Origin of the sequence: Rahnella sp. NRRL B-41462 (assembly GCF_003263525.1) — a bacterium.
Classification (GTDB): Bacteria; Pseudomonadota; Gammaproteobacteria; order Enterobacterales; family Enterobacteriaceae; genus Rahnella; species Rahnella aceris.
Map to the genome: position 1 here is coordinate 68,608 of NZ_JYDF01000039.1, position 21,912 is coordinate 90,519.

Consider the following 21,912-nt stretch of genomic DNA (forward strand, 5'->3'; position numbering starts at 1 on the left):
ACGGCTATTCCTAAGCGCCTAACTCGCGCGCTCGATGCGCGAGCCAGAAGAGGCGCGTCGCCCAGGCAGTGTATCGGAGGAGCCGAAATCCTACGAAGATACATCAGGGGGAGCGGCGCCGAGATCATAAGCCCACGGCAGGCAAATGATCGACTACAGGGGCTGAATCCCCTGGGTTGTCACCGGAACACCCAACAGGGTGTCGGCTAGGTGGGGCGCTTCTGGGTGTATCGTAGTATCTCTACGCCTGCTCCCGTTTCCCGCTCTTCCCTTTGTGCCAATTCTTATGGAATCGATGGCCGTCATGATATGGCGACCCGGACACGAGGTTTTACATGAATCACGCAGTATCCCGCAACGCCAGCCAGCAGCCTTTGGGCAATGTCATCGTCGCCAAATTCGGCGGTACCAGCGTGGCGGATTTCGACGCAATGAACCGCAGCGCGGATATCGTGCTGTCGCGCCCTGAAGTGCGTCTGGTTGTTCTCTCCGCCTCTGCGGGCGTCACCAATTTATTAGTTGAGCTGGCAGAAGGTAAAGAAACCGAACGCCGGGTGTTCCTGCTTGATGAAATTCGCCGCATCCAGAGCGCCATTATCGATCGCCTCGATAATCCCACCGTGATCCGCGAAGAAATCGGCCGCATGCTGGAAAATATCGCCATGCTGTCAGAAGCGGCGAGCCTTGCGACCTCTACCGCGCTGACCGACGAACTGGTGAGCCATGGCGAACTGATGTCCACCCTGCTGTTTGTTGAAATCATCCGCCAGCGCAACGTGCCAGTGGAATGGTTCGACGTACGTAAAATCATGCGTACCAACGATCGCTTTGGGCGCGCGGAGCCGGATACACAGGTATTAAGCGAGTTAACCGTTCAGCAGCTACAACCGCGCTTGCAGGACGCCCTGGTAATCACACAAGGTTTTATCGGCTCAGAAGGCAAAGGCCGCACCACGACGCTTGGCCGTGGCGGCAGCGATTACACCGCCGCATTGTTGGGTGAAGCGCTGAGCGTTTCCCGTGTGGATATCTGGACTGACGTTCCGGGGATTTATACCACCGACCCGCGTCTGGTGCCGGCGGCAAAACGTATTGACCGCATTGCGTTTGAAGAAGCCGCTGAAATGGCGACATTTGGTGCCAAAGTTCTGCATCCAGCCACTCTGCTGCCCGCGGTGCGTCGCGGTATCCCGGTGTTTGTAGGCTCGAGCAAAGACCCGTCAGGCGGCGGCACCTTAGTGTGTGATACCAGCGATAATCCGCCGTTGTTCCGTGCGATAGCCCTGCGCCGCAGACAAACGCTGGTCACGCTGCACAGCCTGAGCATGCTCCATTCACGCGGTTTCCTCGCCGAAGTGTTTGGTATTCTGGCACGCCACAGTATCTCTGTGGATCTGATCACCACATCCGAAGTCAGCGTCGCGCTGACGCTGGATACCACCGGTTCCACATCCTCAGGCGACAGCCTGCTGACCACCTCACTGCTGACAGAATTATCCTCACTGTGCCGCGTGGAAGTGGAAGAGAATCTGGCGCTGATTGCGATTATCGGCAACAAACTGTCCCAGGCCTGTGGCGTCGGCAAAGAAGTGTTCGGCGTGCTGGACCCGTTCAATATCCGCATGATTTGCTACGGCGCAAGCAGCTACAACCTGTGCTTCCTGGTGCCGGGCAACGATGCCGATCAGGTCGTTAAAACTCTACACCGCAACCTGTTCGAATAATGACGGGCGCGGTATGTGAGAAGACCGGGCCATGTGCCCGGTCTTTTTTTGTCTGTACTTTTGCAAACAACAAAGACAAGGATCACCTCAATGTTAGCCAAAATAACCCGCCTGTTCCCGTTGTGGGCCGTGCTGTTATCCGTCGCGGCCTATTACTCGCCCGGTACGTTCACGCCGATCGGCCCGCATGTTTCTACCCTGCTGATGCTGATTATGTTCGCGATGGGTGTCACTCTCGAATTCGGTGATTTCAAACGCGTGCTTTCCCGACCTGGCCCGGTTGCTGCCGCCACGTTCCTGCATTATCTGATCATGCCGCTGGCGGCGTGGGTGCTGGCAAAACTGTTCCATATGCCGGCAGATTTATCGGCGGGAATGATTCTGGTGGGCAGCGTTGCCAGCGGTACAGCCTCTAACGTGATGATTTATCTTGCGAAAGGAGATGTCGCGCTTTCCGTGACGATTTCAGCAGTTTCCACACTGGTGGGGGTTTTCGCCACGCCACTGCTGACGCGTCTGTATGTCGATACGCACATTAAAGTGGATGTGGAAGGCATGCTGTTAAGCATTTTGCAGATCGTCGTCATCCCGATTTTAGCCGGTCTGATTATTCATCATCTGTTCACGAAAACCGTGAAACGTATCGAACCGCTGCTGCCGCTTTTCTCAATGGCATGCATTGTCGCCATTATCAGCGCCGTCGTGGCGGGCAGTCAGGGCTTTATCGGTTCGGTGGGATTGATCGTGATTGTGGCGGTTATTCTGCACAACGGCATAGGCTTACTGAGCGGTTACTGGGGCGGGAAACTGTTTGGCTTTGACGAAACCACCTGCCGCACGCTGGCGATGGAAGTCGGGATGCAGAACTCAGGTTTAGCGGCGACGCTGGGGAAAATCTATTTCACCCCGCTGGCCGCACTGCCGGGCGCATTGTTCTCGGTATGGCACAATCTGTCAGGTTCTTTGCTGGCCGGTTACTGGTCCGGTAAGCCGGTCAAAAAAGACTGATTTCCAGACGAAAAAGAAGATGAAAAAGAAACGGGCGCCTTCCTCAGCGCCCGTTTTGATTCGTCCTACACCCGTTGCACATCATCATTCGGTTCGCGCTGCTCATCTTCCTGCTCATCCTGATCCAGCACGTTATAGGCCACTGCACAGAACAGTGAGTTCAGACGTTTCATATCCCCCAGCAACCCGAGGTGCAGCGAGCTGGTTTCGATACTCTGCACATTATGCTGATGCAGGCGATCGACGTGCGCATGCGCATAACGGCGGTCGAGAATGCGGAAACGGTGTTTGGAGCGGCGCAGACGGCGCGCACTGGTCAGATCGTTCGACAGGAAAACGCCCAGACTCAGGCGCAGGTTATCCTGCAATTTCTCATGTAAGGCATCCAGCTCCACCAGTCCTTCCGGCGAGAACGCGCGTCGGGTAGCGTGGGATTTGGCGGTGATATCGCCGGTCATGCGCTCGATAATGTCACCGGCCTGTTCGAGGTTCAGCGCCATTTCGATGATTTCAGCCCAGCGGCGGGAATCATCTTCGCCAAGTCCTTCCTTGTTGATTTGCGCCAGATACAGTTTGATGGCGGTATAGAGCACATCAACGTCATCGTCGAGACGCCGCACTTCGCGATCCTGCGCCAGTTTACCGTGCATCACTTCCCGGTTGAGGATCAGCATATGTTCGACCACGTCGCCCATGCGCAAGGTTTCACGGGCGGCATTGGCCAGCGCCAGCGTCGGGGTATCAATTGCGCTGACATCCAGATGGCGCGGACGCAGACGGGGATCATCTTCAGGCACATCGGCAATCATCATCTCGCAAACCTTCGCCATCGGCGCCGTCAGCGGCACCATCGCCAGACAACGGATCAGGTTGTAGAACATGTGGAAGTAGATCACCAGTTCTTCATCCGGAATGCCAAGCCGCGCCAGTTGCGTCGACAACAGTCCGACAAACGGCAGCACAATCACCAAACCAATCAGTTTAAACAGCGTACTGCCGAGCGCCACGCGGCGACCGGCGGCATTCATTTTACTGGCGTTAATCATCGCCAGCAGCCCGCTGCCGAGGTTGGCACCGATGACCAGACAAAGTGACACTTTAAGCGAAATCACGCCGGTCGCGGCAAGGGTTGCCGTCAGCAACACCGCCGCCAGACTGGAATAACTGATGATGGCAAACACTGCGCCGGTCAGGGCATCGAGCAGCACATCACCGGTCAGGGACGAGAATAAAACTTTAACGCCGGAGGCCTGCATGATCGGCGTCGCGGCGCCCACAATCAGCTCCAGCGCCAGTAAAATCAGCCCCAGCCCGATACCGACACGACCCATTTGCCCCGCGCGGGTCTGTTTACGGCTGAGGAAGAACGCGACACCGACGAAAATCAGCAGCGGAGAAAGCCAGGAGAGATCGAAGGTCAGGATACGCGCCATCACGGCGGTCCCGACATCTGCACCGAGAATAATCACCAGTGCCGGAGCCAGGGCTACCAGCCCCTGCGATACAAACGACGTGACCAGCAGCGCGGTAGCATTACTGCTTTGCACCAGCGCAGTAACGCCAATGCCCGCCACAAACGCCAGCGGTTTTTTCTCGACACTGTTACTCAGAACACGGCGCAGATTGGCGCCAAAGACACGCATGATGCCGGTACGCACGATGTGCGTACCCCATACGAGCAGAGAAATAGCAGACAACAAATGCAAAAGGGTTAACACGAAAGAACAGCTCCATTAACGCCAGGCATAGACCGGCCATCCTGCCTGCCGGGCGTGCTGGAGCAGGATAGCGTCTGGATTCACCGCCACCGGCTGGCCCACGCGGGTCAGCAACGGCAGATCATTATGGGAATCAGAATAAAAACTGGCTGATTGCAAAAGGGATGCGTCCTGATTGATGAGCTCCAGCAACCGCGAGACTTTTCCCTCGCGATAGGTCATCGTCCCTCGTGTGGCGCCGGTAAAACGCCCGTCTTTCATTTCAACACCAATCGCCAGCGTTTCATCAACACCGAGAAAACGGGCAATCGGCTGCACCAGATGTTCACCGGACGCGGAAATAATTACCGTCCGGTCGCCCTGTGCACGGTGAGCAGCCAGACACTCACGCGCCTGCGTGTAAACACGCGGGGCAATCACATCCTGAATATAATTCGCGACCATCGCCGCGACATCACGTTGACTGCGGCCGGACAGCGGCACCAAAGTACAACGCATGTACTCCTGCATATCCATCTGACCGATAGCATATTGCTGCATCAGCGCGGCATCTTGTTGCAGAAAAGCCTGCTCATCGGCCACCCAGCCATTTGCCACCATGTAGGCTGACCACAAACTCGAACAGTCGCCGCTAATCAGGGTTTCATCGAGATCAAACAGCGCCAGTTTCATGCAACTTCCCGTAACGTAACAAGATCTAACTGTAGACCAATATCGCTGCCATCGGCGCGAAGTGAGGCCACAGAACGGTTTAAGACATCCACAGAAAGCTCAACTCCGTGTGCTAAAACGCGATAACGCACGACGTTGCCAAGCAGACTGTGGCTGATAATTTTAGCCGGAATACCTTCAATCAGCTCGCATATTGTGACCGACTCCGGACGGATGGCGACACGGCTCGTGTAAGTTATGCCGGTCAGCGCCATCGCCTGTTCAGGGCTTAGCAGGTTGTAGCTGCCGATAAAGCCCGCAGCAAACGCATCCACCGGTTCAGTATACAGGGTTTCGGCATCGGCATTTTGGACGATTTGCCCTTTGTTCATCAGCACAATCCGGTCGGACATGGTCAGCGCTTCTTCCTGATCGTGGGTCACGAAAATCGCCGTCAGATTCATTTCACGCTGAATACGGCGGATTTGCTCACGCAGATGCTTACGGATACGGGCATCGAGCGCGGAAAGGGGTTCGTCGAGCAGCAACAGGCGCGGCTGCGTAACCAGTGAACGCGCCAGTGCCACACGCTGACACTGACCACCGGAAAGCTGATGCGGATAACGTTTTGCGTAATCGTTCATTTCCACCAGTTCCAGTACTTCACCGACGCGCCGGTGCAGCTCTGAAGCCGGTATCTTTTGCATTTTCAGGCCGAACGCGACATTGGCTTCCACCGTCATATTAGGAAACAGCGCATAGCTCTGGAAGACCATGCCGATGCCGCGCTGTTGTGGCGGCAGCGGCACAATATCCTGCCCCTGAATCAGAATTTTTCCGCTGTCGACGGAAGTCAGACCGGCCAGACAGCGCAGCAGCGTGGATTTTCCGCAGCCGCTTGGCCCCAGCAGTGTGACGAATTCTCCCTCTTCTGCTGAGAAATCGATGTTGTTGAAAATCTGCGTCGGACCGTAAGACTTGTTGAGTTGAGTAACCTGCAAATACGACATAATCAGCTCTTTCCTTTGTTCAGCATGTTCGCCACCCAGGTGAAAATCAGGACGACCATGAAATAGGAGATGACCAATGCGCTGGTAAAATGGCCGCTGCCATTACGCATGTTATAGAGGTAAACCTGAACCGTTTCATAACGGCTGCCCGCCAGCAGATTGGCGAACACAAACTCCCCGATCAGGAAGGAAAACGACAGCAGGACGGCAATCATTCCGCCTTTGCGTAAGTTAGGCAAAACCACCAGCAGCGCCGCTTTCCAGGTGCTGGCACCGAGCAGATGTGCAGCATCCATCAGGTCACGCAGGTTGATCGCCTGCATGTTGTTAGAAATAGCACGATAGATAAACGGCAGCGCGATGGTGAAGTAACAGCCAATCAGGATCCACGGCGTACCGGTGAGCGCCAGCGGTTCAGCGGAATAGAGTTGCATCAGGCCCACCGATGACACCACCGGCGGCACGGCGAACGGCAGCAGGATCAGGATGTTCATCAGTGCATCGAGCTTAGGGAAATAGTAAGCAATCACAAACATTAGGGGCAGGATCAGCACCAGCGACAGAAAAAGTGTGCCGAAACACACCAGCAGCGAATGCCAGAGCGCAATCAGGAAGCGCGGATCGCTCCACAGTTCCACCAGCCATTTCAGCGTAAAGCCGCTCGGTAAAATGGTCGCCCCCCATTCCAGCACCAGCGCATAGACCAGCGTCGCCAGCAGCGGCAACATCAGGACAATCAGTAAAATCCAGATCACCACACGGTGGTAAATTGCTTCAGACCGCGACATCTTACGTTCCTTTTTCTGCCCGTCAGCTGCGCTGACTGAGATAACTTTTACGCAATAACCACTGATGGATCAGCGTGATAAAGGCCATCAGCACCACCAGCAACATCGCCAGCGCGCTGCCCATATTCGGATCGAGAGAAATATCCCCCGAGACCAACGCCGCGATACGCACCGGCACCACGTTAAAGTTACCGGTGGTCAGCGCATACACCGTGGCATACGCGCCAAGGGCATTGGCGAGCAAAATAACGAAGGTGCCGAGCAAGGCCGGGAACAGTACCGGAATACCGATATGACGCCAGTAACGCCAGCGTCCCGCGCCCAGCAAGGCCGCTGACTCGCGCCAGTCCTCCCGTAACGCATCAAATGCCGGATACATCAGCAACACGCCGAGCGGGATCTGGAAATAGGTATAGAGCACAATCAGGCCATCTTTTGAATAGAGGTCGAAGTGTTCCATCAGGCCATATTTTTTCAGCAGCAGCGTCAGACAACCATTCAGGCCAAGCAGGATAACGAAGGCGAAGGCCAGCGGTACGCCCGCAAAGTTGCTGGTCATGTTAGTAAACGACATCACAAAGTCGTGCAGCTTTGTCGGGCCAAGCTGGCGAAGTGAGTAACTACCCACTAACGCAATAAGCAAACCGTATAAACTCGACCAGATGGAAATATCCAGTGAGAAACGCATAGCCTGTAAATAGAACGGTGATGTCAGAATGTCGGTGTAATTGCCCAGTCCCCAGGCTTCATAGGTTTCGCTGTAAAAGCTGCTCACCGCAATCCATGTCAGCGGCGCCAGCTGAAAAGCGATGAAAAACACCAGAAACGGCAGCATAAACAACGCCGCAATCCACTTAGCTTTCATCGGGTATCCTCTAAAAGTGACGGGATTCAGGCCAGTAATGCCGCGCAATGTGGCTTGTCGTGGGCAATATTGAGGATCTGACAAACAGTTCCGCATAACTCCGTCTGCAACGGTGCGGCCTCTTTGAAGCTGAACGCACTGCCGAAGACGAACAGCGGCACCTGACGCTCCTCCGGCAAAATACCGCCGTGGCTGCGGTCATCATTCATACCGTGATCCGCAGTCACGATCACCTGATAACCGGCGTCCAGCCAGTCGCCCAGATAGCGCGACAGGATGCCGTCTGCGGTCCGTGCTTTGTTGCGGTATTGGGGCGTCGACAGGCCAAATTTATGCCCGGCATCATCAATGTTCATCGGGTGGATCAGCAGGAAGTCGGGATCATGACGACGACGCAGGCTTTCGGCGTCATCGAACAGATGCGAATCAGGGTAACTATCATCGTAATAAAAATGGCCGTGCTGGATAGTCAGCGAGTCATCGCTGGTGTGGCGGTCACGCGGCGGGTCAAACGGCGTGCGGTTATACAGCTCGCTGACCCAGTGATAAGCCGCAGCAGCCGTCGTCAGGCCAGCGTCGCGGGCATAGTGGAAAATACTACGTTGAGTCGATAACCGGTCAACGTGGTTGTGAACAATGCCACTCACCACCGGCGTGATACCGGTGAGAATGCATTCATAAAGTGGCCGGGACAGCGAAGGCAATTCGCATTCCAGTTGATACAAGCGGCCGCGTCCTGCGGCACACTGGGCTTGCAGATAACCCATTGCGTCGCGGCCGACCTGATAATTCAGCCCGTCGAGTACTACCAGAATGCTCTTCATACCATGTATACCTTTCATTTCTTACAGGTGTTGTTATTAACCAATGCTTTCGCTGTCCGGTTTTTCTTATTTTTTAATCAATTACTGCTGCATGTTGATCATGACGTTTTCCTGCCACAGACGCGGCAAGGTTTTCGCGCTCTTATCCCAGGCAGCCGGATCTGCAATCGGGTGCGCATTTTTGTATTCGCTGGAAGGCAGCAGTTTGGCTTTTGCATCGTCTGGCAGCGTGATGTGATCGGCACGGATTGGACGGGCATAGCCTTGTGCCAGATTGATCTGACCGGCATCAGAGAAGATGTATTCACGCGCCAGTTTGGCGGCGTTCGGATGTTTGGCGAATTTGTTGATGATCGTGGTGTAACCGGACGTGATAGTGCCATCAGATGGGATCACCACGTCGAAGCGGGTTTTGTCGATTTTGTCGCGATAGCTCAGACCGTTGAAGTCCCAGACTACGCCAACCTGCACTTCACCTTTTTCCAGAGACGCGATGACCGGGTTAGTCAGGCTCAGACGCCCTGCTTTCGCCAGTTTGCCAAAATATTCCAGACCTGGTTTCAGGTCCTTTTCATTGCCGCCCATCGCGTAAGTTGCCGCCAGCACGCCATTTGCGGCCTGCGCTGCGGTGCTCACGTCACCGATAGTCACTTTGTATTTGCTGTTTAGCAGATCAGCCCAGCTGTGTGGCTCATCTTTAACCTGCGATTTATCAATGATGAAGGCGATAGTGCCGGTATAAGCAAGTGCCCACATACCCTCTTTATCTTTTGCCCAGTCTGGTACCTGATCCCAGGTGGTCGGTTTATAGGGCTGAGTCACGCCTTTTTGCACGGCAACGGGTCCAAAAGCTGCACCCACGTCGCCAATATCAGCACTGGCATTGTCTTTTTCTGCCAGGAATTTCGCGATCTCCTGTGCCGAACTCATATCGGTATCGCTGTGTTTCAGGCCATACTTGGTGCTCAGATCACTCCAGGTTCCTTTCCAGTTCGCCCAGTCATCAGGCATACCGACACTGTTTACCGTTCCTTCGGCTTGTGCCGCTTTCAGGAGTGCAGCAGGAGGTTCAGCGGCAAATGCCGATGAAGCGGAGAGGACAAGCGCGCTGGTTAACACAGAAGCGAACAACTGTTTCATAACGTATGCTCCGGATGGTAGTGTGTGTGAAGTGCTGGTCTAGTCCAGCAAGAACCAAGCCAATCTAACGCTCAATTGTGATAATTATATGTCAGTGCGAAAAAGCAGCAGTTTTAAGCTTATCGCTGTTAACAAGCGCACATTATTTACATGATGAAAGTTCAGATTGGTGCAAAAACGCACTGAAATGAGGCTTGCTGACCGATGAGTGAATCGCAGACTACCCTTGCCGTTATCTGCAAGGCATTAAGCGAAAGTATTGCGGCCGGGGCATTTTCTGCCGAGGGAAGGCTGCCTTCTGAGCGCACGTTGAGTGAACAGTTTTCCACTACCCGTATTACATTACGGGAAGCATTGAGCCAGCTTGAGGCCCAGGGTCTGATTTACCGGGAAGTACGCCGGGGCTGGTTTGTTTCCCCGCCACGCATTGTCTACAACCCGCTGCAAAGAAGTCACTTTCACGCAATGGCGAAAGATCAGGGGCGCAGCGCAAAGACCACAGTGATTGATGCGAAGCACTGTATTGCCAGCGATACGGTGTGTCAGAAGTTATTGTTGCCGTCAGAGAGTGAGGTCATTTGCATCCGGCGGTTGCGTTATATCGATAACCGCCCGGTTTTGTACGTCGAGCACTATCTTAATCCTCTGTATTTTCAGGGCATTCTTGACGCGGATCTCACGACATCGCTGACTGATTTGTACGCATCCCGCTATGACATCCATTACGGACGCGTGCGTTTCGACATGGTGCCGACATTGCTGCCTGAAGAGGCGTCACATGCGCTGAAAGTGGCTCCCGGCAGTCCGGCGCTGTTTATTACGCGTATTAACCGCGACCAGCACGACCGGGTTATCGACTGCGATTTAGAATACTGGCGCTATGACGCGCTGCACATTGATGTGGAAGTGAGTTGATTTAAGTGGAAAAAAACACCGATGGGATACCCTAAATCATTCGAGATGAATTAAGGCGGCAACTGAATGAACCCCAGGAGCTTACTGAAGTAAGTGACTGGGGTTGTGATGGCAGCCAATGCAGAGTCAACTTGAAGGATGACGGGTATTAGTCGGCGTCGTAACCTAAGTTCGGCGCCAGCCAGCGCTCCACTTCGGCGACCGGCATATTTTTACGTGCCGCGTAATCTTCGACCTGATCACGCTGGATTTGTGCCACGGCGAAGTATTTGCTGTCAGGGTGGCTGAAATACCAGCCTGACACCGCAGCACCCGGCCACATCGCAAAGGATTCGGTCAGTTGCATACCGGTATTGGCTTCCACATCCAGCAGCTTCCAGATTTGCCCCTTTTCAGTGTGTTCAGGACAGGCCGGGTAACCGGGCGCCGGACGTATTCCCTGATAATTCTCGCGGATCAACTCTTCGTTGCTCAGATTCTCGTTGGCGGCAAAACCCCAATACACCTTGCGCACTTTCTCATGCAGGTATTCCGCAAACGCTTCTGCCAGACGGTCAGCCAGCGCCTTGATCATGATTTTATTGTAATCATCATGCTGTTTGTCATACGCCTCGGCCAGCGCATCCTCCTCCAGCCCGCCGGTTACAGCAAATGCCCCCATGTAATCTTTCTTGCCGCTGGATTTCGGTGCGACAAAGTCAGCCAGGCAATAGTTGGCGAAATCGGTTTTTTCCGTTTGCTGACGCAGATGATGGCTGACCACCAGCACGTCTTCGCGGCGTTCATCGCTGTAGATTTCGATGTCATCGCCTTTGCGGTTTGCCGGGAAGAGACCGACGACGCCGCGTGGGTTGAGCAATTTCTCAGCGCAAAGTTTATCGAGCAGGTCATTGGCATCTTTGAACAGGCGTTTCGCTTCTTCGCCGACAACTTCATCTTCAAGAATGCGCGGATATTTACCTGCCAGCGACCAGGTCATGAAGAACGGCGTCCAGTCGATGTAATTGCGCAGTGTTTCAATGCTGGCTTCGACTTTCTGGATGCCCAGACGATGGACCACCGGTGGCGTGTAAGCTTCCCAATCGATAAAAGTAGCGTTGTCGCGGGCCACTTCAAGACTCACTGGCGGCGTGCGCGGCTTTTTACGACCATGCTGGATACGTACAGTGTCGTACTCTTTACGTGTACGTTCGATAAACGCGTCCCGCTGATCTTTTGACAGCAACGCAGACACCACGCCGACAGAACGCGAGGCGTTTTGCACGTAGCAGGTCACACCACTGTAATTTTTTTCGATTTTCACCGCAGTGTGCGCTTTCGATGTGGTTGCGCCGCCAATCAGCAACGGCATGGTAAAACCACGCCGCTCCATTTCTTTCGCGACGTTGACCATTTCATCGAGTGACGGCGTAATCAGCCCGGAAAGCCCGATGATATCGACGTTTTCTTCGATGGCGGTTTTCAGGATTTTGTCCGTCGGCACCATTACACCGAGATCGATAATCTCGTAGTTATTACATTGCAGCACCACGCCAACGATGTTTTTACCGATGTCATGGACATCGCCTTTGACCGTGGCCAGCAGGATTTTGCCGTTGGTCTGGCCCTTTTCCTTGCTGGCTTCAATGTATGGCTCCAGATAGGCCACAGCCTGTTTCATCACGCGCGCGGATTTCACCACTTGCGGCAGGAACATTTTACCGGCACCAAACAGGTCGCCGACGACGTTCATACCGTCCATCAGCGGGCCTTCGATCACTTCGATAGGACGCGCGGCCAGCTGACGGCACTCTTCAGTATCCAGTTCGATAAATTCGGTAATGCCTTTCACCAGCGAGTATTCGAGGCGTTTTTTCACGTCCCAACTGCGCCATTCCGCCTGCTGCTTATTCGCTTCTCCATCGTCCTTGCTGCCACGGTATTTTTCAGCCAGTTCAAGCAGGCGCTCAGTACCATCATCGCGGCGGTTGAGGATCACATCTTCGACGGCGTCGCGCAGTTCAGCCGGTAAATCATCATAAATCGCCAACTGACCGGCGTTGACGATGCCCATATCCATACCGTTGCGGATGGCGTGATACAGGAAGACGGCGTGAATGGCTTCACGTACCGGTTCGTTACCACGGAAAGAGAATGAAACATTGGAAACACCGCCGGAAATCAGCGCATGCGGCAGTTGTGCTTTGATATCGGCGCAGGCTTCGATGAAATCGACGGCGTAGTTGTTGTGTTCGTCAATGCCGGTCGCCACCGCAAAGATATTCGGGTCAAAAATGATGTCTTCCGGCGGGAAGCCGACTTTTTCAGTCAACAGCTTGTAGGCACGGCGGCAGATTTCAATTTTGCGGGCGCGGGTATCCGCCTGCCCGGTTTCATCGAATGCCATGACCACAACGGCCGCGCCGTACCGGCGTACCATACGGGCGTGGTGCAGGAAGGCTTCTTCGCCTTCTTTCATGGAAATGGAGTTAACAATCCCCTTGCCCTGAATGCATTTCAGGCCTTTTTCGATAACATCCCATTTGGAGGAATCGATCATGATCGGCACACGGGCGATATCCGGTTCACCGGCAATCAGGCTGAGGAAACGCACCATTGCCGCTTCGGCGTCGAGCATCCCTTCATCCATGTTGATATCGATGATTTGCGCGCCACTTTCTACCTGCTGACGGGCTACCGCCAGCGCTTCCGCATACTTTTCTTCTTTAATCAGTCGCTTGAAACGAGCAGAACCGGTCACATTAGTACGTTCACCGACGTTCACAAACAGCGTCTGTGGATCGATGGTCAGCGGTTCCAGCCCTGCCAGACGACAGGCAACAGGAATGGTCGGTAAAGCGCGGGGCGGTACGCCTTCCACGGCTTTCACCATCGCCGCGATATGCGCAGGCGTGGTACCACAGCAGCCACCGACAATGTTCAGAAAGCCCGAGCGTGCCCATTCGGCAATATGCTCAGCCATTTCTTTGGCTTCGAGATCGTATTCACCGAAAGCATTAGGTAAACCGGCGTTCGGGTGCGCGGTAACATAACATTCTGCAATACGAGATAACTCAGCGACATACTGACGTAACTCATCCGGCCCCAGCGCGCAGTTAAGGCCAAAGGTGAGCGGTTTAACGTGACGCAGCGAGTTATAAAAAGCTTCGGTTGTCTGGCCAGATAAGGTGCGGCCGGAAGCATCAGTAATCGTGCCGGAAACCATGACAGGCAATACGATGCCCATTGCTTCGAATTCACTTTCTACTGCGAACGTCGCGGCTTTGGCGTTGAGAGTGTCAAATACGGTTTCGATCATGATCAGATCGGCACCGCCTTCGATCAGTGCCCGGGTGGATTCGCGGTAGGCTTCAACCAGCTGATCGAAAGATACGTTACGAAATGCGGGATCGTTAACATCCGGGGAAATCGACGCCGTCCGGTTGGTCGGGCCTAAAACCCCGGCAACATAACGCGGTTTATCCGGCGTACGGGCGGTCCACGCATCGGCACATTGACGCGCCAGCCGCGCAGCTTCATAGTTAATTTCAGCCGACAGCGATTCCATATGGTAGTCAGCCATTGCAATCGTGGTGGAGTTGAAGGTGTTGGTTTCGAGGATATCTGCACCAGCAGCAAGATAACCGTTATGGATCTCGACGATCACGTCGGGTTTGGAGAGCACCAGAAGATCATTATTGCCTTTAAGATCGCTTTCCCAGTCAGCAAAACGCTCACCACGGTAATCTTCTTCTTCCAGACGATAGCTTTGGATCATGGTGCCCATGCCGCCATCCAGAACCAAAATGCGCTGTGCCAGCTGCTTATGTAGCGCCTCAACTCGATTAGTCACTTTCACCTCATCACCCATCACGCACACCCGGCAAATTGTTCATTCATGCGCCGGAAATCATGGTCAACATCCTAGCATACCTTCCTCAGCCAAAAGCCCGCACCGACGTGAGACTTTTTCAATTCGGGAAGACATCCCGCAAACGCAGTGCAACACATCGGATGAGCGTAAAGGCAGGTTGCGATCCATACTGTAAAAACGAAAACCAATTCCAAAAATGATTTTTCTTCGCCAGCTTTTGGCACATCTTACAAGGAACAGGCTCATGGCAACGTCCGTAACGGCTCCGGCCAAACGTGCTAAGAAAACCAAAGCCGCGGCTGTAACCGGCAGCGCCGCGACCGGGCAGGTACAGTCCCTGACACGTGGCCTTAAGTTGCTGGAATATATCGCTGAAGCCCAGGGCAGCGTGGCACTGACCGATCTCGCCCAGCAGGCGGGTTTACCCAATTCCACCACCCACCGCCTTCTGACCACCATGCAACAGCAGGGATTTGTCCGTCAGGTCGGCGATTTGGGCCTGTGGACCATTGGCTCACATGCTTTTATCGTAGGAAGCAGTTTCCTGCAAAGCCGGAATTTACTGGCAATGGTGCATCCGATGTTACGCCGCCTGATGGAAGAATCCGGCGAAACGGTGAATCTGGCGGTGCTGGATCACAGTGATTATCAGGCGATCATCATCGATCAGGTGCAGTGCAATGCCCTGATGAGGATGTCAGCGCCGATTGGTGGCAAATTACCGATGCATGCGTCGGGTGCCGGTAAAGCATTTCTTTCGACGTTGCCGGAAGAGCGTCTGGCAAAACTGCTGCATAAAATAGGCCTGCACAGCTATACGCCCCTGACAAAAACGTCTCCTGTGAATCTGAAGCAGGAGTTGGCGGATACCCGTAAACGCGGCTATGCCTTTGATGATGAAGAGCATGCGCTCGGACTGCGTTGTGTGGCAACCTGCATTTACGACGAACACAACGATGCCTATGCGGCGATTTCAATCTCGGGCCCGGTTTCACGAATCACCGATGACCGCGTGACGGAACTGGGTGCACTGGTGATTCATGCGGCGAAAGAAATCACGCAGGCCTACGGCGGTGGAAAACACTGAGAAAGATGCTGAAATCCCACCATTATCCGGGAGGATTTCAGCAAATTAACGCTGGCTAAAACGCCGGGAACGACGATACGCAAAAACATCTTCGACGTGCCCTTCACGGATACGCTGTTGCAAACCGCGCCAGTAACCGGCGCTAAACAAATCGTCGTGTAGCGTTTCAAAGATTTGACCAAGGCGTTTGTCGCTGCAAAGGAAATGCCGGAATTCTTCCGGGAAAACATCGCCCGGAGCAATGCTGTACCAGGGTTCGCTGGCCAGTTCATCCTCCGGGTAACGGGGTGCGGGAATATCGCGAAAATTAACTTCAGTCATGTAGCAGATTTCATCGTAGTCATAAAACACCACACGACCATGACGGGTCACGCCAAAATTCTTAAACAACATGTCGCCGGGGAAGATATTCGCCGCAGCCAGTTGTTTGATCGCATTGCCGTATTCTTCAATCACGTCATGAAGCTGCGTATCGCTGGCCTGTTCCAGATATAAATTCAGCGGCGTCATACGCCGTTCAATGTACAGATGCCGGAGCGCAATGCTGTCCCCCAGATCTTCTATCTTGGCAGGTACTTCGCGCTGTAGTTCAGCCATCAGTTCAGGGCTGATGTTATTCTTTGGCAGAACAAAGTGCTCAAATTCCTGGGTATCGGCCATCCGCCCGACGCGGTCATGCTCTTTCACCAACTGATAGCAGGCTTTGACCTGTGCCTCAGTCACTTCTTTCTGCGGCGCAAAATTATCTTTTATCACCTTGAACACGCGGTCACTGCCAGGCAGGGTAAATACCAGCATGACCATGCCTTTGACCCCCGGCGCAATAATAAAAGACTCGTCGGTTTGCGCTATAAAGTGCAAATGCTCACGGTAACATTCTGTTTTTGCGTGTTTTTGACAACCGATAGCGCTGTACAGCTCAGCCGTGGTTTTGGCCGGTAAAATCTCACGTAACCATTCAACCAGCGCACCGGGCTGCGGGGCATACACCATAAAATATGAGCGGGCAAAGCCAAAGACTATGCTGGCATCGTTGCTTTCCGTCAGACAGGCATCAACAAATAACTCATTCTGATGACTAAGATGCACCGGCAATAACAGCGGGAATATCTGTGAAGCACATCTGATTTTGCCGATTATCCACGCGGCTTTATTGCGATAAAAAATCTCGGTAGCGATCTCAATATCAGCATCCGCAAGCCACTCTGCGGGGAAGCGTTGCTTTAATGCAGTGGCAATATAATCCACATCACGGTTCGCATCCTCCCACGGTAAGCGCACCGGCAGGTCATCAAGGACTTTTACCAGCGTGGCAAAGAAATTACCCTGAACCGGGTAGAGGCGTGACAAAGGACGGGCACAATGTTGCTGACGCCGGGAGGACTGCTCACTGAAAATAAAAAGTTTGTCCGCTGTCAGATCGCGATGTTTGAAAATCCGGCAATAGACTGAATTAAAAAAGCTTTCAGCGATTTCAGCCCTCGGATAATCAGGCAGTAATCCGGAGTAACATTCCTTTATGCGGATCAGAAACGCGGCATCATAAAAACGCTGGCCGGTAATGCATTTGAGCTGGGCGACAACCAGACCGACATGGTGGTCATACAAATGGATACGTTGCTTCATCGCTGCCTGTACCGCTGACCAGTCGGCATTTTCAAAGCGCTGCTGCGCCCCCGATGTCACTTCGAGAAAGCGGCCGTACTGGGCGTCGAACCCCTGTAAAATAGTCTGCGCAATCAACAGCTCTATACGCATAGTGGCGACTCCCTGAGGAAAGAGACCCGGCTTTCACCAGGTCTGATGAGCATCAGTGTGACGTCGGAGAAAACTGCTGTTCTTCGGTAGAGCCGGTGAGTGCGGTGACCGAGGAGCGACCGCCCTGAATAATGGTGGTGACTTTGTCGAAATAGCCGGTTCCGACTTCCTGCTGATGAGAAGCAAAGGTATAGCCGCGATCTATGGCCGCAAATTCCGGCTCCTGCACTTTATCCACGTAGTGCTTCATCCCCTCGCCCTGTGCATAAGCATGGGCAAGATCGAACATGTTGAACCACATGCTGTGAATGCCCGCCAGCGTAATGAACTGATACTGGTAACCCATCGCGGCCAACTGGTCCTGGAAACTGGCGATGGTTTTATCGTCGAGATTCTTCTTCCAGTTAAACGATGGCGAACAGTTATAGGCCAGCAATTTGCCCGGGAATTTAGCGTGGATGGCCTCAGCAAAACGCTGAGCCAGTTTCAGATCAGGCGTCGATGTCTCGCACCACACTACGTCGGCATAAGGTGCGTACGCCAGACCGCGACTGATGGCCTGCTCAATACCGGCGTTCGTCCGGTAGAAACCTTCATGTGTTCTTTCGCCGGTAATAAACTGGCTGTCATACGGGTCGCAGTCCGACGTCAGTAAATCTGCCGCATCGGCATCGGTACGTGCCACCAATAACGTCGGCACACCAAGAACATCGGCGGCAAGACGCGCGGAAATCAGCTTCTGTACGGCTTCCTGTGTCGGCACCAGAACTTTGCCGCCCATATGCCCGCACTTCTTCACCGCAGCAAGCTGATCTTCAAAATGAACGGCGGCAGCACCGGCTTCAATCATGGATTTCATCAGTTCAAAGGCATTGAGTACGCCACCAAAACCGGCTTCAGCGTCCGCCACAATCGGCAGGAAATAGTCGGTATAGCCAGGCTGCCCGGGCTCAATGTTATTGGCCCACTGGATCTGATCAGCGCGACGAAAAGTGTTGTTAATCCGCGCCACAACTTCAGGCACCGAATTCACAGGATACAAAGACTGGTCGGGATACATACTGGAAGCCGTATTGGCATCCGCGGCAACTTGCCATCCCGAGAGATAAATGGCTTCGATACCCGCTTTTGCCTGTTGTAAGGCCTGGCCACCTGTCAGCGCGCCGAGGCAATTCACATACCCTTTACGCGATGCGCCGTGGAGTAAATTCCACAGGCGGGCGGCTCCGTGCTGAGCCAGCGTACACTCCGGATTGACTGAACCTCGCAGGCTGATCACTTCTGCCGCCGTGTAAGGTCGGGTGATATTTTTCCAGCGTGGTTGGCTCCACGTTTCTTCAAGCTGCTGAATTTGCTGAGTACGGTTCGTTTTCATGGCAAATACTCCGGTCTTTTTATGTGTAGGGTAAGAAGGATCAGGCCAGCAGCTGATAGCCCGGCAGGGTCAGGAAGTCGATTAACTCATCTTGTGTGGTGATTTTTTCCATCAAGGCAGCCGCCTGCGTGAAACGACCGGCGCTGAAACGTTGTTCGCCCAACTCCTGCTGAATAACCAGCATTTCTTCGTTCAGCATGCGGCGGAATAACGGCTTGGTGACGGGTTGTCCGTCATTAAGCGTTTTGCCGTGGTGGATCCATTGCCAGATGGATGTGCGGGAGATTTCAGCCGTGGCAGCATCTTCCATCAACCCGTAAATCGGGACGCAGCCGTTGCCAGAAATCCAGGCTTCAATGTATTGCACTGCGACGCGAATATTGGCGCGCATTCCCTCTTCAGTACGCTCGCCGGAACAAGGTTCGAGTAATTGCTCTGCAGTAATTTCGGCATCTTCTTCACGTAGTACATCCAGCTGGTTTGAACGGTTGACCAGCGCTTTATCGAACACTTCAAGCACGGTGTCAGCCAGCCCAGGGTGTGCAATCCAGGTACCATCATGTCCGTTATTCGCTTCCAGCTCTTTATCTGTCCGGACTTTATTCAGCACCCACTCGTTACGCTTAACGTCTTTGCTGGGAATAAAGGCTGCCATTCCGCCCATCGCAAATGCTCCACGCCGGTGACAGGTTTTAATCAGCAGCCGGGAATAAGCATTTAGAAAAGGCTGAGTCATCGTTACGGACTGACGGTCAGGTAATATACGGTCAGAATGATTCTTCAACGTTTTGATATAACTGAAGATGTAATCCCAGCGACCACAGTTCAATCCGACAATGTGATCGCGCAAGTGGTAAAGGATTTCGTCCATCTGGAAAACCGCAGGCAGGGTTTCAATCAGCACCGTGGCTTTAATCGTGCCCCGCGCCAATCCCGCATAATCCTCGGCAAAACTGAAGACCTGGCTCCACCAGTCAGCCTCATGATAAGACTGCATTTTTGGCAGATAGAAATAGGGGCCACTGCCTTTTGCCAGTAATGCGCGATAGTTATGGAAAAAGTACAAAGCGAAATCGAACAACGAACCGGGAATAGCTTCACCCTGCCAGTTCACATGCTTTTCAGGTAAATGCAGGCCACGTACACGACAAATCAGAACGGCAGGATCAGGTTTGAGCTGATAAATTTTCCCGGATTCATTGGTGTAGCTGATACTCCCGTTCACCGCATCGCGTAAGTTAATCTGCCCTTCTATAACTTTCTGCCAGTCCGGTGCCAGAGAGTCCTCAAAATCCGCCATAAAGACTTTTACATTGGCGTTCAGCGCATTGATCACCATCTTGCGTTCGACAGGACCAGTGATTTCTACCCGGCGATCCAGTAAATCAGCCGGAATGCCCCGTACCTTCCAATCTGAATTTTTTATGGAATGCGTTTCCGAAATAAAATCAGGCAACACCCCCTGATCTATCTTCTGCTGTACGGCAATGCGATCGGCCAGTAATCGATTTCGCAGCGGGGTAAAACGGACAACCAGTTCGGATAAAAAATCCACGGCTTCTTCGGTCAGAATTTGCGCTTCGTTTTCACCAAAACGGCGCGTAAAACCAAGCTGACTGCGGGTAATTTGCTCAGACATCGTTTATCTCCTGATTTATCTGCTTAATCTGCCAGACCGCCTCACTGAACAGATGCTATTACGGTCGAAAACATACCCGAGATACGCTCATGATCCTGAGGTGGCTTTTCTCTGGTTATTTATTGCCCGATAGATTTAAGCGTAATCAGTAATTTCATAAAATCAAAAACGATTTCCATTTTATTTAAAAATTAAAAAAGTTCTGTTTTTAATCAATTAGATAGAATTAAATAAATTTTCCGTAAAATGGGAATGAATTTCGAATCTAAGAAAAATGTATGCAGAAGGAAGAAGATCAGAAAAAAGATCGCAGGGAGAAAAAGGGGAGAAAAACAGACGACCGGTAAGATCGTCTGCTGGAAGCGGAAGGGGATTTACTCGAGTGTCGGATTCATCTGGCGCAGATCAAACGGCGTGATCTGATAAACATAGTAATTCAGCCAGTTAGTGAACAGCAGATGTCCATGGCTTCGCCAGGTCGCCTTCGGTGCCAGCTCGGCGTTATCCTGCGGGAAATAGTTGTAAGGCATTTCAGGTGATAACCCCGCCGCCACATCACGCAGATACTCTCCTGCCAACGTTCCCGCATCATATTCAGGGTGCCCGGTCACAAAAGCCATCCGCTTATCTTTTGTCGCAAAGAGATAGGCGCCGGCTTCGTCGGATTCAGCAAAGATCTCCAGATCCGTGTGCTGGCGGAGCACATCAGCCGGAAAATCTGCATAACGGGAATGGGGTGCCAGGAAGCTTTCATCAAAGCCACGGGTCAGTAATGCCAGCGGTTGCAGCGTCTGATGAGGATACACACCCGAAAGCTTCGCTTCGCGGGTCATTTTAGGTAGTCCATAAAGCACATTCAGAGCAGCCTGAACCGCCCAGCAAACAAAAAGTGTGGATGTTACATGCTTTTTCGCCCAGTGGATCACGCGCTCAATTTCCGGCCAGTATGCTACATCACAAAAATCGACCAATCCTAAAGGCGCACCGGTAACGATCAGGCCATCATAGTTGTCATGCTGAATGTCTTCAAAGTCACAATAGAAATTATTCAGATGCTCTGCAGGGGTGTTTTTAGATTCACGACTGTCAATGCGCAGCAGCTGCACATCTATCTGCAGAGGAGAGTTGGAAAGCAGCCGTAAAAACTGATTTTCGGTCTCAATTTTCTTCGGCATCAGGTTGAGAACCAGCACCTTAAGAGGACGGATCTCCTGCGTTTTCGCACGTGATGACGTCATGACAAAAACGTTCTCATTGCGCAGGAAATTCACGGCTGGTAATTCATCTGGAACCCGGATCGGCATGACAACTTCCTCACTACATCCATTTATACGTTTAGACTTCTAGATAGCCGAAGATAACGGGTTTTGATTGAGATGTCGAGCCTGCAAGCGGTAAGTGAAAATGTTTCAGCTTAAGCTACTAATTTAGACGGTCTGGTTATAAAGGAGAGCAGTTCAGGGCGCAGGAGAGATAAAAACGGCGAGTTAAGTTGTGGATCCTGACGGTTTTTAGGATAGATAATGTACAGAGCATTTCAAATTCCGCATAGCAAAA

The 21,912-nt window shown here is 52.9% G+C and carries 16 protein-coding genes and 1 riboswitch; of the genes, 4 read left to right on the forward strand and 12 right to left on the reverse strand.

Annotation, left to right across the window (positions count from 1 at the left end; all coding sequences use genetic code 11):
* Window positions 1-39 precede the first annotated feature (39 nt).
* Window positions 40-229: riboswitch (Lysine riboswitch) on the forward strand.
* 106 nt (window positions 230-335) lie between these two features.
* Both lysC and panS read left to right on the forward strand, forming a co-directional pair.
* On the forward strand, window positions 336-1,724 hold the full coding sequence (gene lysC, locus UC14_RS10940) for a lysine-sensitive aspartokinase 3 (RefSeq protein WP_013577377.1): 1,389 nt from the start codon (window positions 336-338) through the stop codon (window positions 1,722-1,724).
* A 90-nt stretch (window positions 1,725-1,814) separates the two neighbouring features.
* Window positions 1,815-2,732 (forward strand): ketopantoate/pantoate/pantothenate transporter PanS, encoded by a 918-nt coding sequence (panS, locus tag UC14_RS10945; RefSeq protein ID WP_013577378.1) that lies wholly within the window; start codon window positions 1,815-1,817, stop codon window positions 2,730-2,732.
* A 65-nt stretch (window positions 2,733-2,797) separates the two neighbouring features.
* Here panS and UC14_RS10950 read toward each other — a convergent pair whose 3' ends face one another.
* The 7 genes from UC14_RS10950 to UC14_RS10980 form a co-directional block, all read right to left on the reverse strand.
* A complete protein-coding gene (locus UC14_RS10950; protein ID WP_013577379.1) occupies window positions 2,798-4,450 on the reverse strand; it encodes a Na/Pi cotransporter family protein in 1,653 nt (550 codons plus the stop codon).
* A 15-nt stretch (window positions 4,451-4,465) separates the two neighbouring features.
* Window positions 4,466-5,122, reverse strand: a complete 657-nt coding sequence (locus UC14_RS10955) for an HAD family phosphatase (protein WP_112197686.1) — start codon at window positions 5,120-5,122, stop codon at window positions 4,466-4,468.
* On the reverse strand, window positions 5,119-6,111 hold the full coding sequence (locus UC14_RS10960; protein WP_112197687.1) for an ABC transporter ATP-binding protein: 993 nt from the start codon (window positions 6,109-6,111) through the stop codon (window positions 5,119-5,121). The genes UC14_RS10955 and UC14_RS10960 overlap by 4 nt, the downstream gene beginning before the upstream one ends.
* A gap of 2 nt (window positions 6,112-6,113) precedes the next feature.
* A complete protein-coding gene (locus tag UC14_RS10965; RefSeq protein WP_013577382.1) occupies window positions 6,114-6,899 on the reverse strand; it encodes an ABC transporter permease in 786 nt (261 codons plus the stop codon).
* Window positions 6,900-6,921: 22 nt separating this feature from the next.
* Window positions 6,922-7,764, reverse strand: coding sequence for an ABC transporter permease subunit (locus UC14_RS10970; protein ID WP_037034946.1), 843 nt, complete (start codon window positions 7,762-7,764; stop codon window positions 6,922-6,924).
* A 26-nt stretch (window positions 7,765-7,790) separates the two neighbouring features.
* A complete protein-coding gene (locus UC14_RS10975; protein WP_013577384.1) occupies window positions 7,791-8,588 on the reverse strand; it encodes an alkaline phosphatase family protein in 798 nt (265 codons plus the stop codon).
* An 81-nt stretch (window positions 8,589-8,669) separates the two neighbouring features.
* On the reverse strand, window positions 8,670-9,728 hold the full coding sequence (locus UC14_RS10980; protein WP_013577385.1) for an ABC transporter substrate-binding protein: 1,059 nt from the start codon (window positions 9,726-9,728) through the stop codon (window positions 8,670-8,672).
* A 204-nt stretch (window positions 9,729-9,932) separates the two neighbouring features.
* Here UC14_RS10980 and UC14_RS10985 point away from each other — a divergent pair, with 204 nt between their 5' ends.
* A complete protein-coding gene (locus tag UC14_RS10985) occupies window positions 9,933-10,643 on the forward strand; it encodes a UTRA domain-containing protein (RefSeq protein WP_013577386.1) in 711 nt (236 codons plus the stop codon).
* A gap of 148 nt (window positions 10,644-10,791) precedes the next feature.
* Here the strand turns inward: UC14_RS10985 and metH are convergent, their stop codons facing one another.
* Window positions 10,792-14,493, reverse strand: a complete 3,702-nt coding sequence (gene metH / locus UC14_RS10990) for a methionine synthase (protein ID WP_013577387.1) — start codon at window positions 14,491-14,493, stop codon at window positions 10,792-10,794.
* Between the two features lie 247 nt (window positions 14,494-14,740).
* Here metH and iclR point away from each other — a divergent pair, with 247 nt between their 5' ends.
* Window positions 14,741-15,583: a glyoxylate bypass operon transcriptional repressor IclR gene (gene iclR / locus UC14_RS10995; protein ID WP_013577388.1), complete on the forward strand. Its 843-nt coding sequence runs from the start codon at window positions 14,741-14,743 to the stop codon at window positions 15,581-15,583.
* Window positions 15,584-15,628: 45 nt separating this feature from the next.
* Here iclR and aceK read toward each other — a convergent pair whose 3' ends face one another.
* From aceK to metA, 4 genes are all read right to left on the reverse strand, one after another.
* Window positions 15,629-17,341, reverse strand: coding sequence for a bifunctional isocitrate dehydrogenase kinase/phosphatase (gene aceK, locus UC14_RS11000; RefSeq protein ID WP_112197688.1), 1,713 nt, complete (start codon window positions 17,339-17,341; stop codon window positions 15,629-15,631).
* A 52-nt stretch (window positions 17,342-17,393) separates the two neighbouring features.
* Entirely contained in the window at window positions 17,394-18,716 is a 1,323-nt protein-coding gene (aceA, locus tag UC14_RS11005) for an isocitrate lyase (RefSeq protein WP_013577390.1), read from the reverse strand.
* A gap of 40 nt (window positions 18,717-18,756) precedes the next feature.
* Window positions 18,757-20,355: a malate synthase A gene (gene aceB, locus UC14_RS11010; protein ID WP_112197689.1), complete on the reverse strand. Its 1,599-nt coding sequence runs from the start codon at window positions 20,353-20,355 to the stop codon at window positions 18,757-18,759.
* A gap of 374 nt (window positions 20,356-20,729) precedes the next feature.
* A complete protein-coding gene (metA, locus tag UC14_RS11015; RefSeq protein WP_013577392.1) occupies window positions 20,730-21,659 on the reverse strand; it encodes a homoserine O-succinyltransferase in 930 nt (309 codons plus the stop codon).
* Window positions 21,660-21,912 lie beyond the last annotated feature (253 nt).

Coding starts and splice junctions, on each gene's coding strand:
- lysC (WP_013577377.1), top strand. CDS start 336: ATGAATCACGCAGTATCCCGCAACGCCAGCCAGCAGCCTTTGGGCAAT.
- panS (WP_013577378.1), top strand. CDS start 1,815: ATGTTAGCCAAAATAACCCGCCTGTTCCCGTTGTGGGCCGTGCTGTTA.
- UC14_RS10955 (WP_112197686.1), bottom strand. CDS start 5,122: ATGAAACTGGCGCTGTTTGATCTCGATGAAACCCTGATTAGCGGCGAC.
- UC14_RS10960 (WP_112197687.1), bottom strand. CDS start 6,111: ATGTCGTATTTGCAGGTTACTCAACTCAACAAGTCTTACGGTCCGACG.
- UC14_RS10965 (WP_013577382.1), bottom strand. CDS start 6,899: ATGTCGCGGTCTGAAGCAATTTACCACCGTGTGGTGATCTGGATTTTA.
- UC14_RS10970 (WP_037034946.1), bottom strand. CDS start 7,764: ATGAAAGCTAAGTGGATTGCGGCGTTGTTTATGCTGCCGTTTCTGGTG.
- UC14_RS10975 (WP_013577384.1), bottom strand. CDS start 8,588: ATGAAGAGCATTCTGGTAGTACTCGACGGGCTGAATTATCAGGTCGGC.
- UC14_RS10980 (WP_013577385.1), bottom strand. CDS start 9,728: ATGAAACAGTTGTTCGCTTCTGTGTTAACCAGCGCGCTTGTCCTCTCC.
- UC14_RS10985 (WP_013577386.1), top strand. CDS start 9,933: ATGAGTGAATCGCAGACTACCCTTGCCGTTATCTGCAAGGCATTAAGC.
- metH (WP_013577387.1), bottom strand. CDS start 14,493: ATGGGTGATGAGGTGAAAGTGACTAATCGAGTTGAGGCGCTACATAAG.
- iclR (WP_013577388.1), top strand. CDS start 14,741: ATGGCAACGTCCGTAACGGCTCCGGCCAAACGTGCTAAGAAAACCAAA.
- aceK (WP_112197688.1), bottom strand. CDS start 17,341: ATGCGTATAGAGCTGTTGATTGCGCAGACTATTTTACAGGGGTTCGAC.
- aceA (WP_013577390.1), bottom strand. CDS start 18,716: ATGAAAACGAACCGTACTCAGCAAATTCAGCAGCTTGAAGAAACGTGG.
- aceB (WP_112197689.1), bottom strand. CDS start 20,355: ATGTCTGAGCAAATTACCCGCAGTCAGCTTGGTTTTACGCGCCGTTTT.
- metA (WP_013577392.1), bottom strand. CDS start 21,659: ATGCCGATCCGGGTTCCAGATGAATTACCAGCCGTGAATTTCCTGCGC.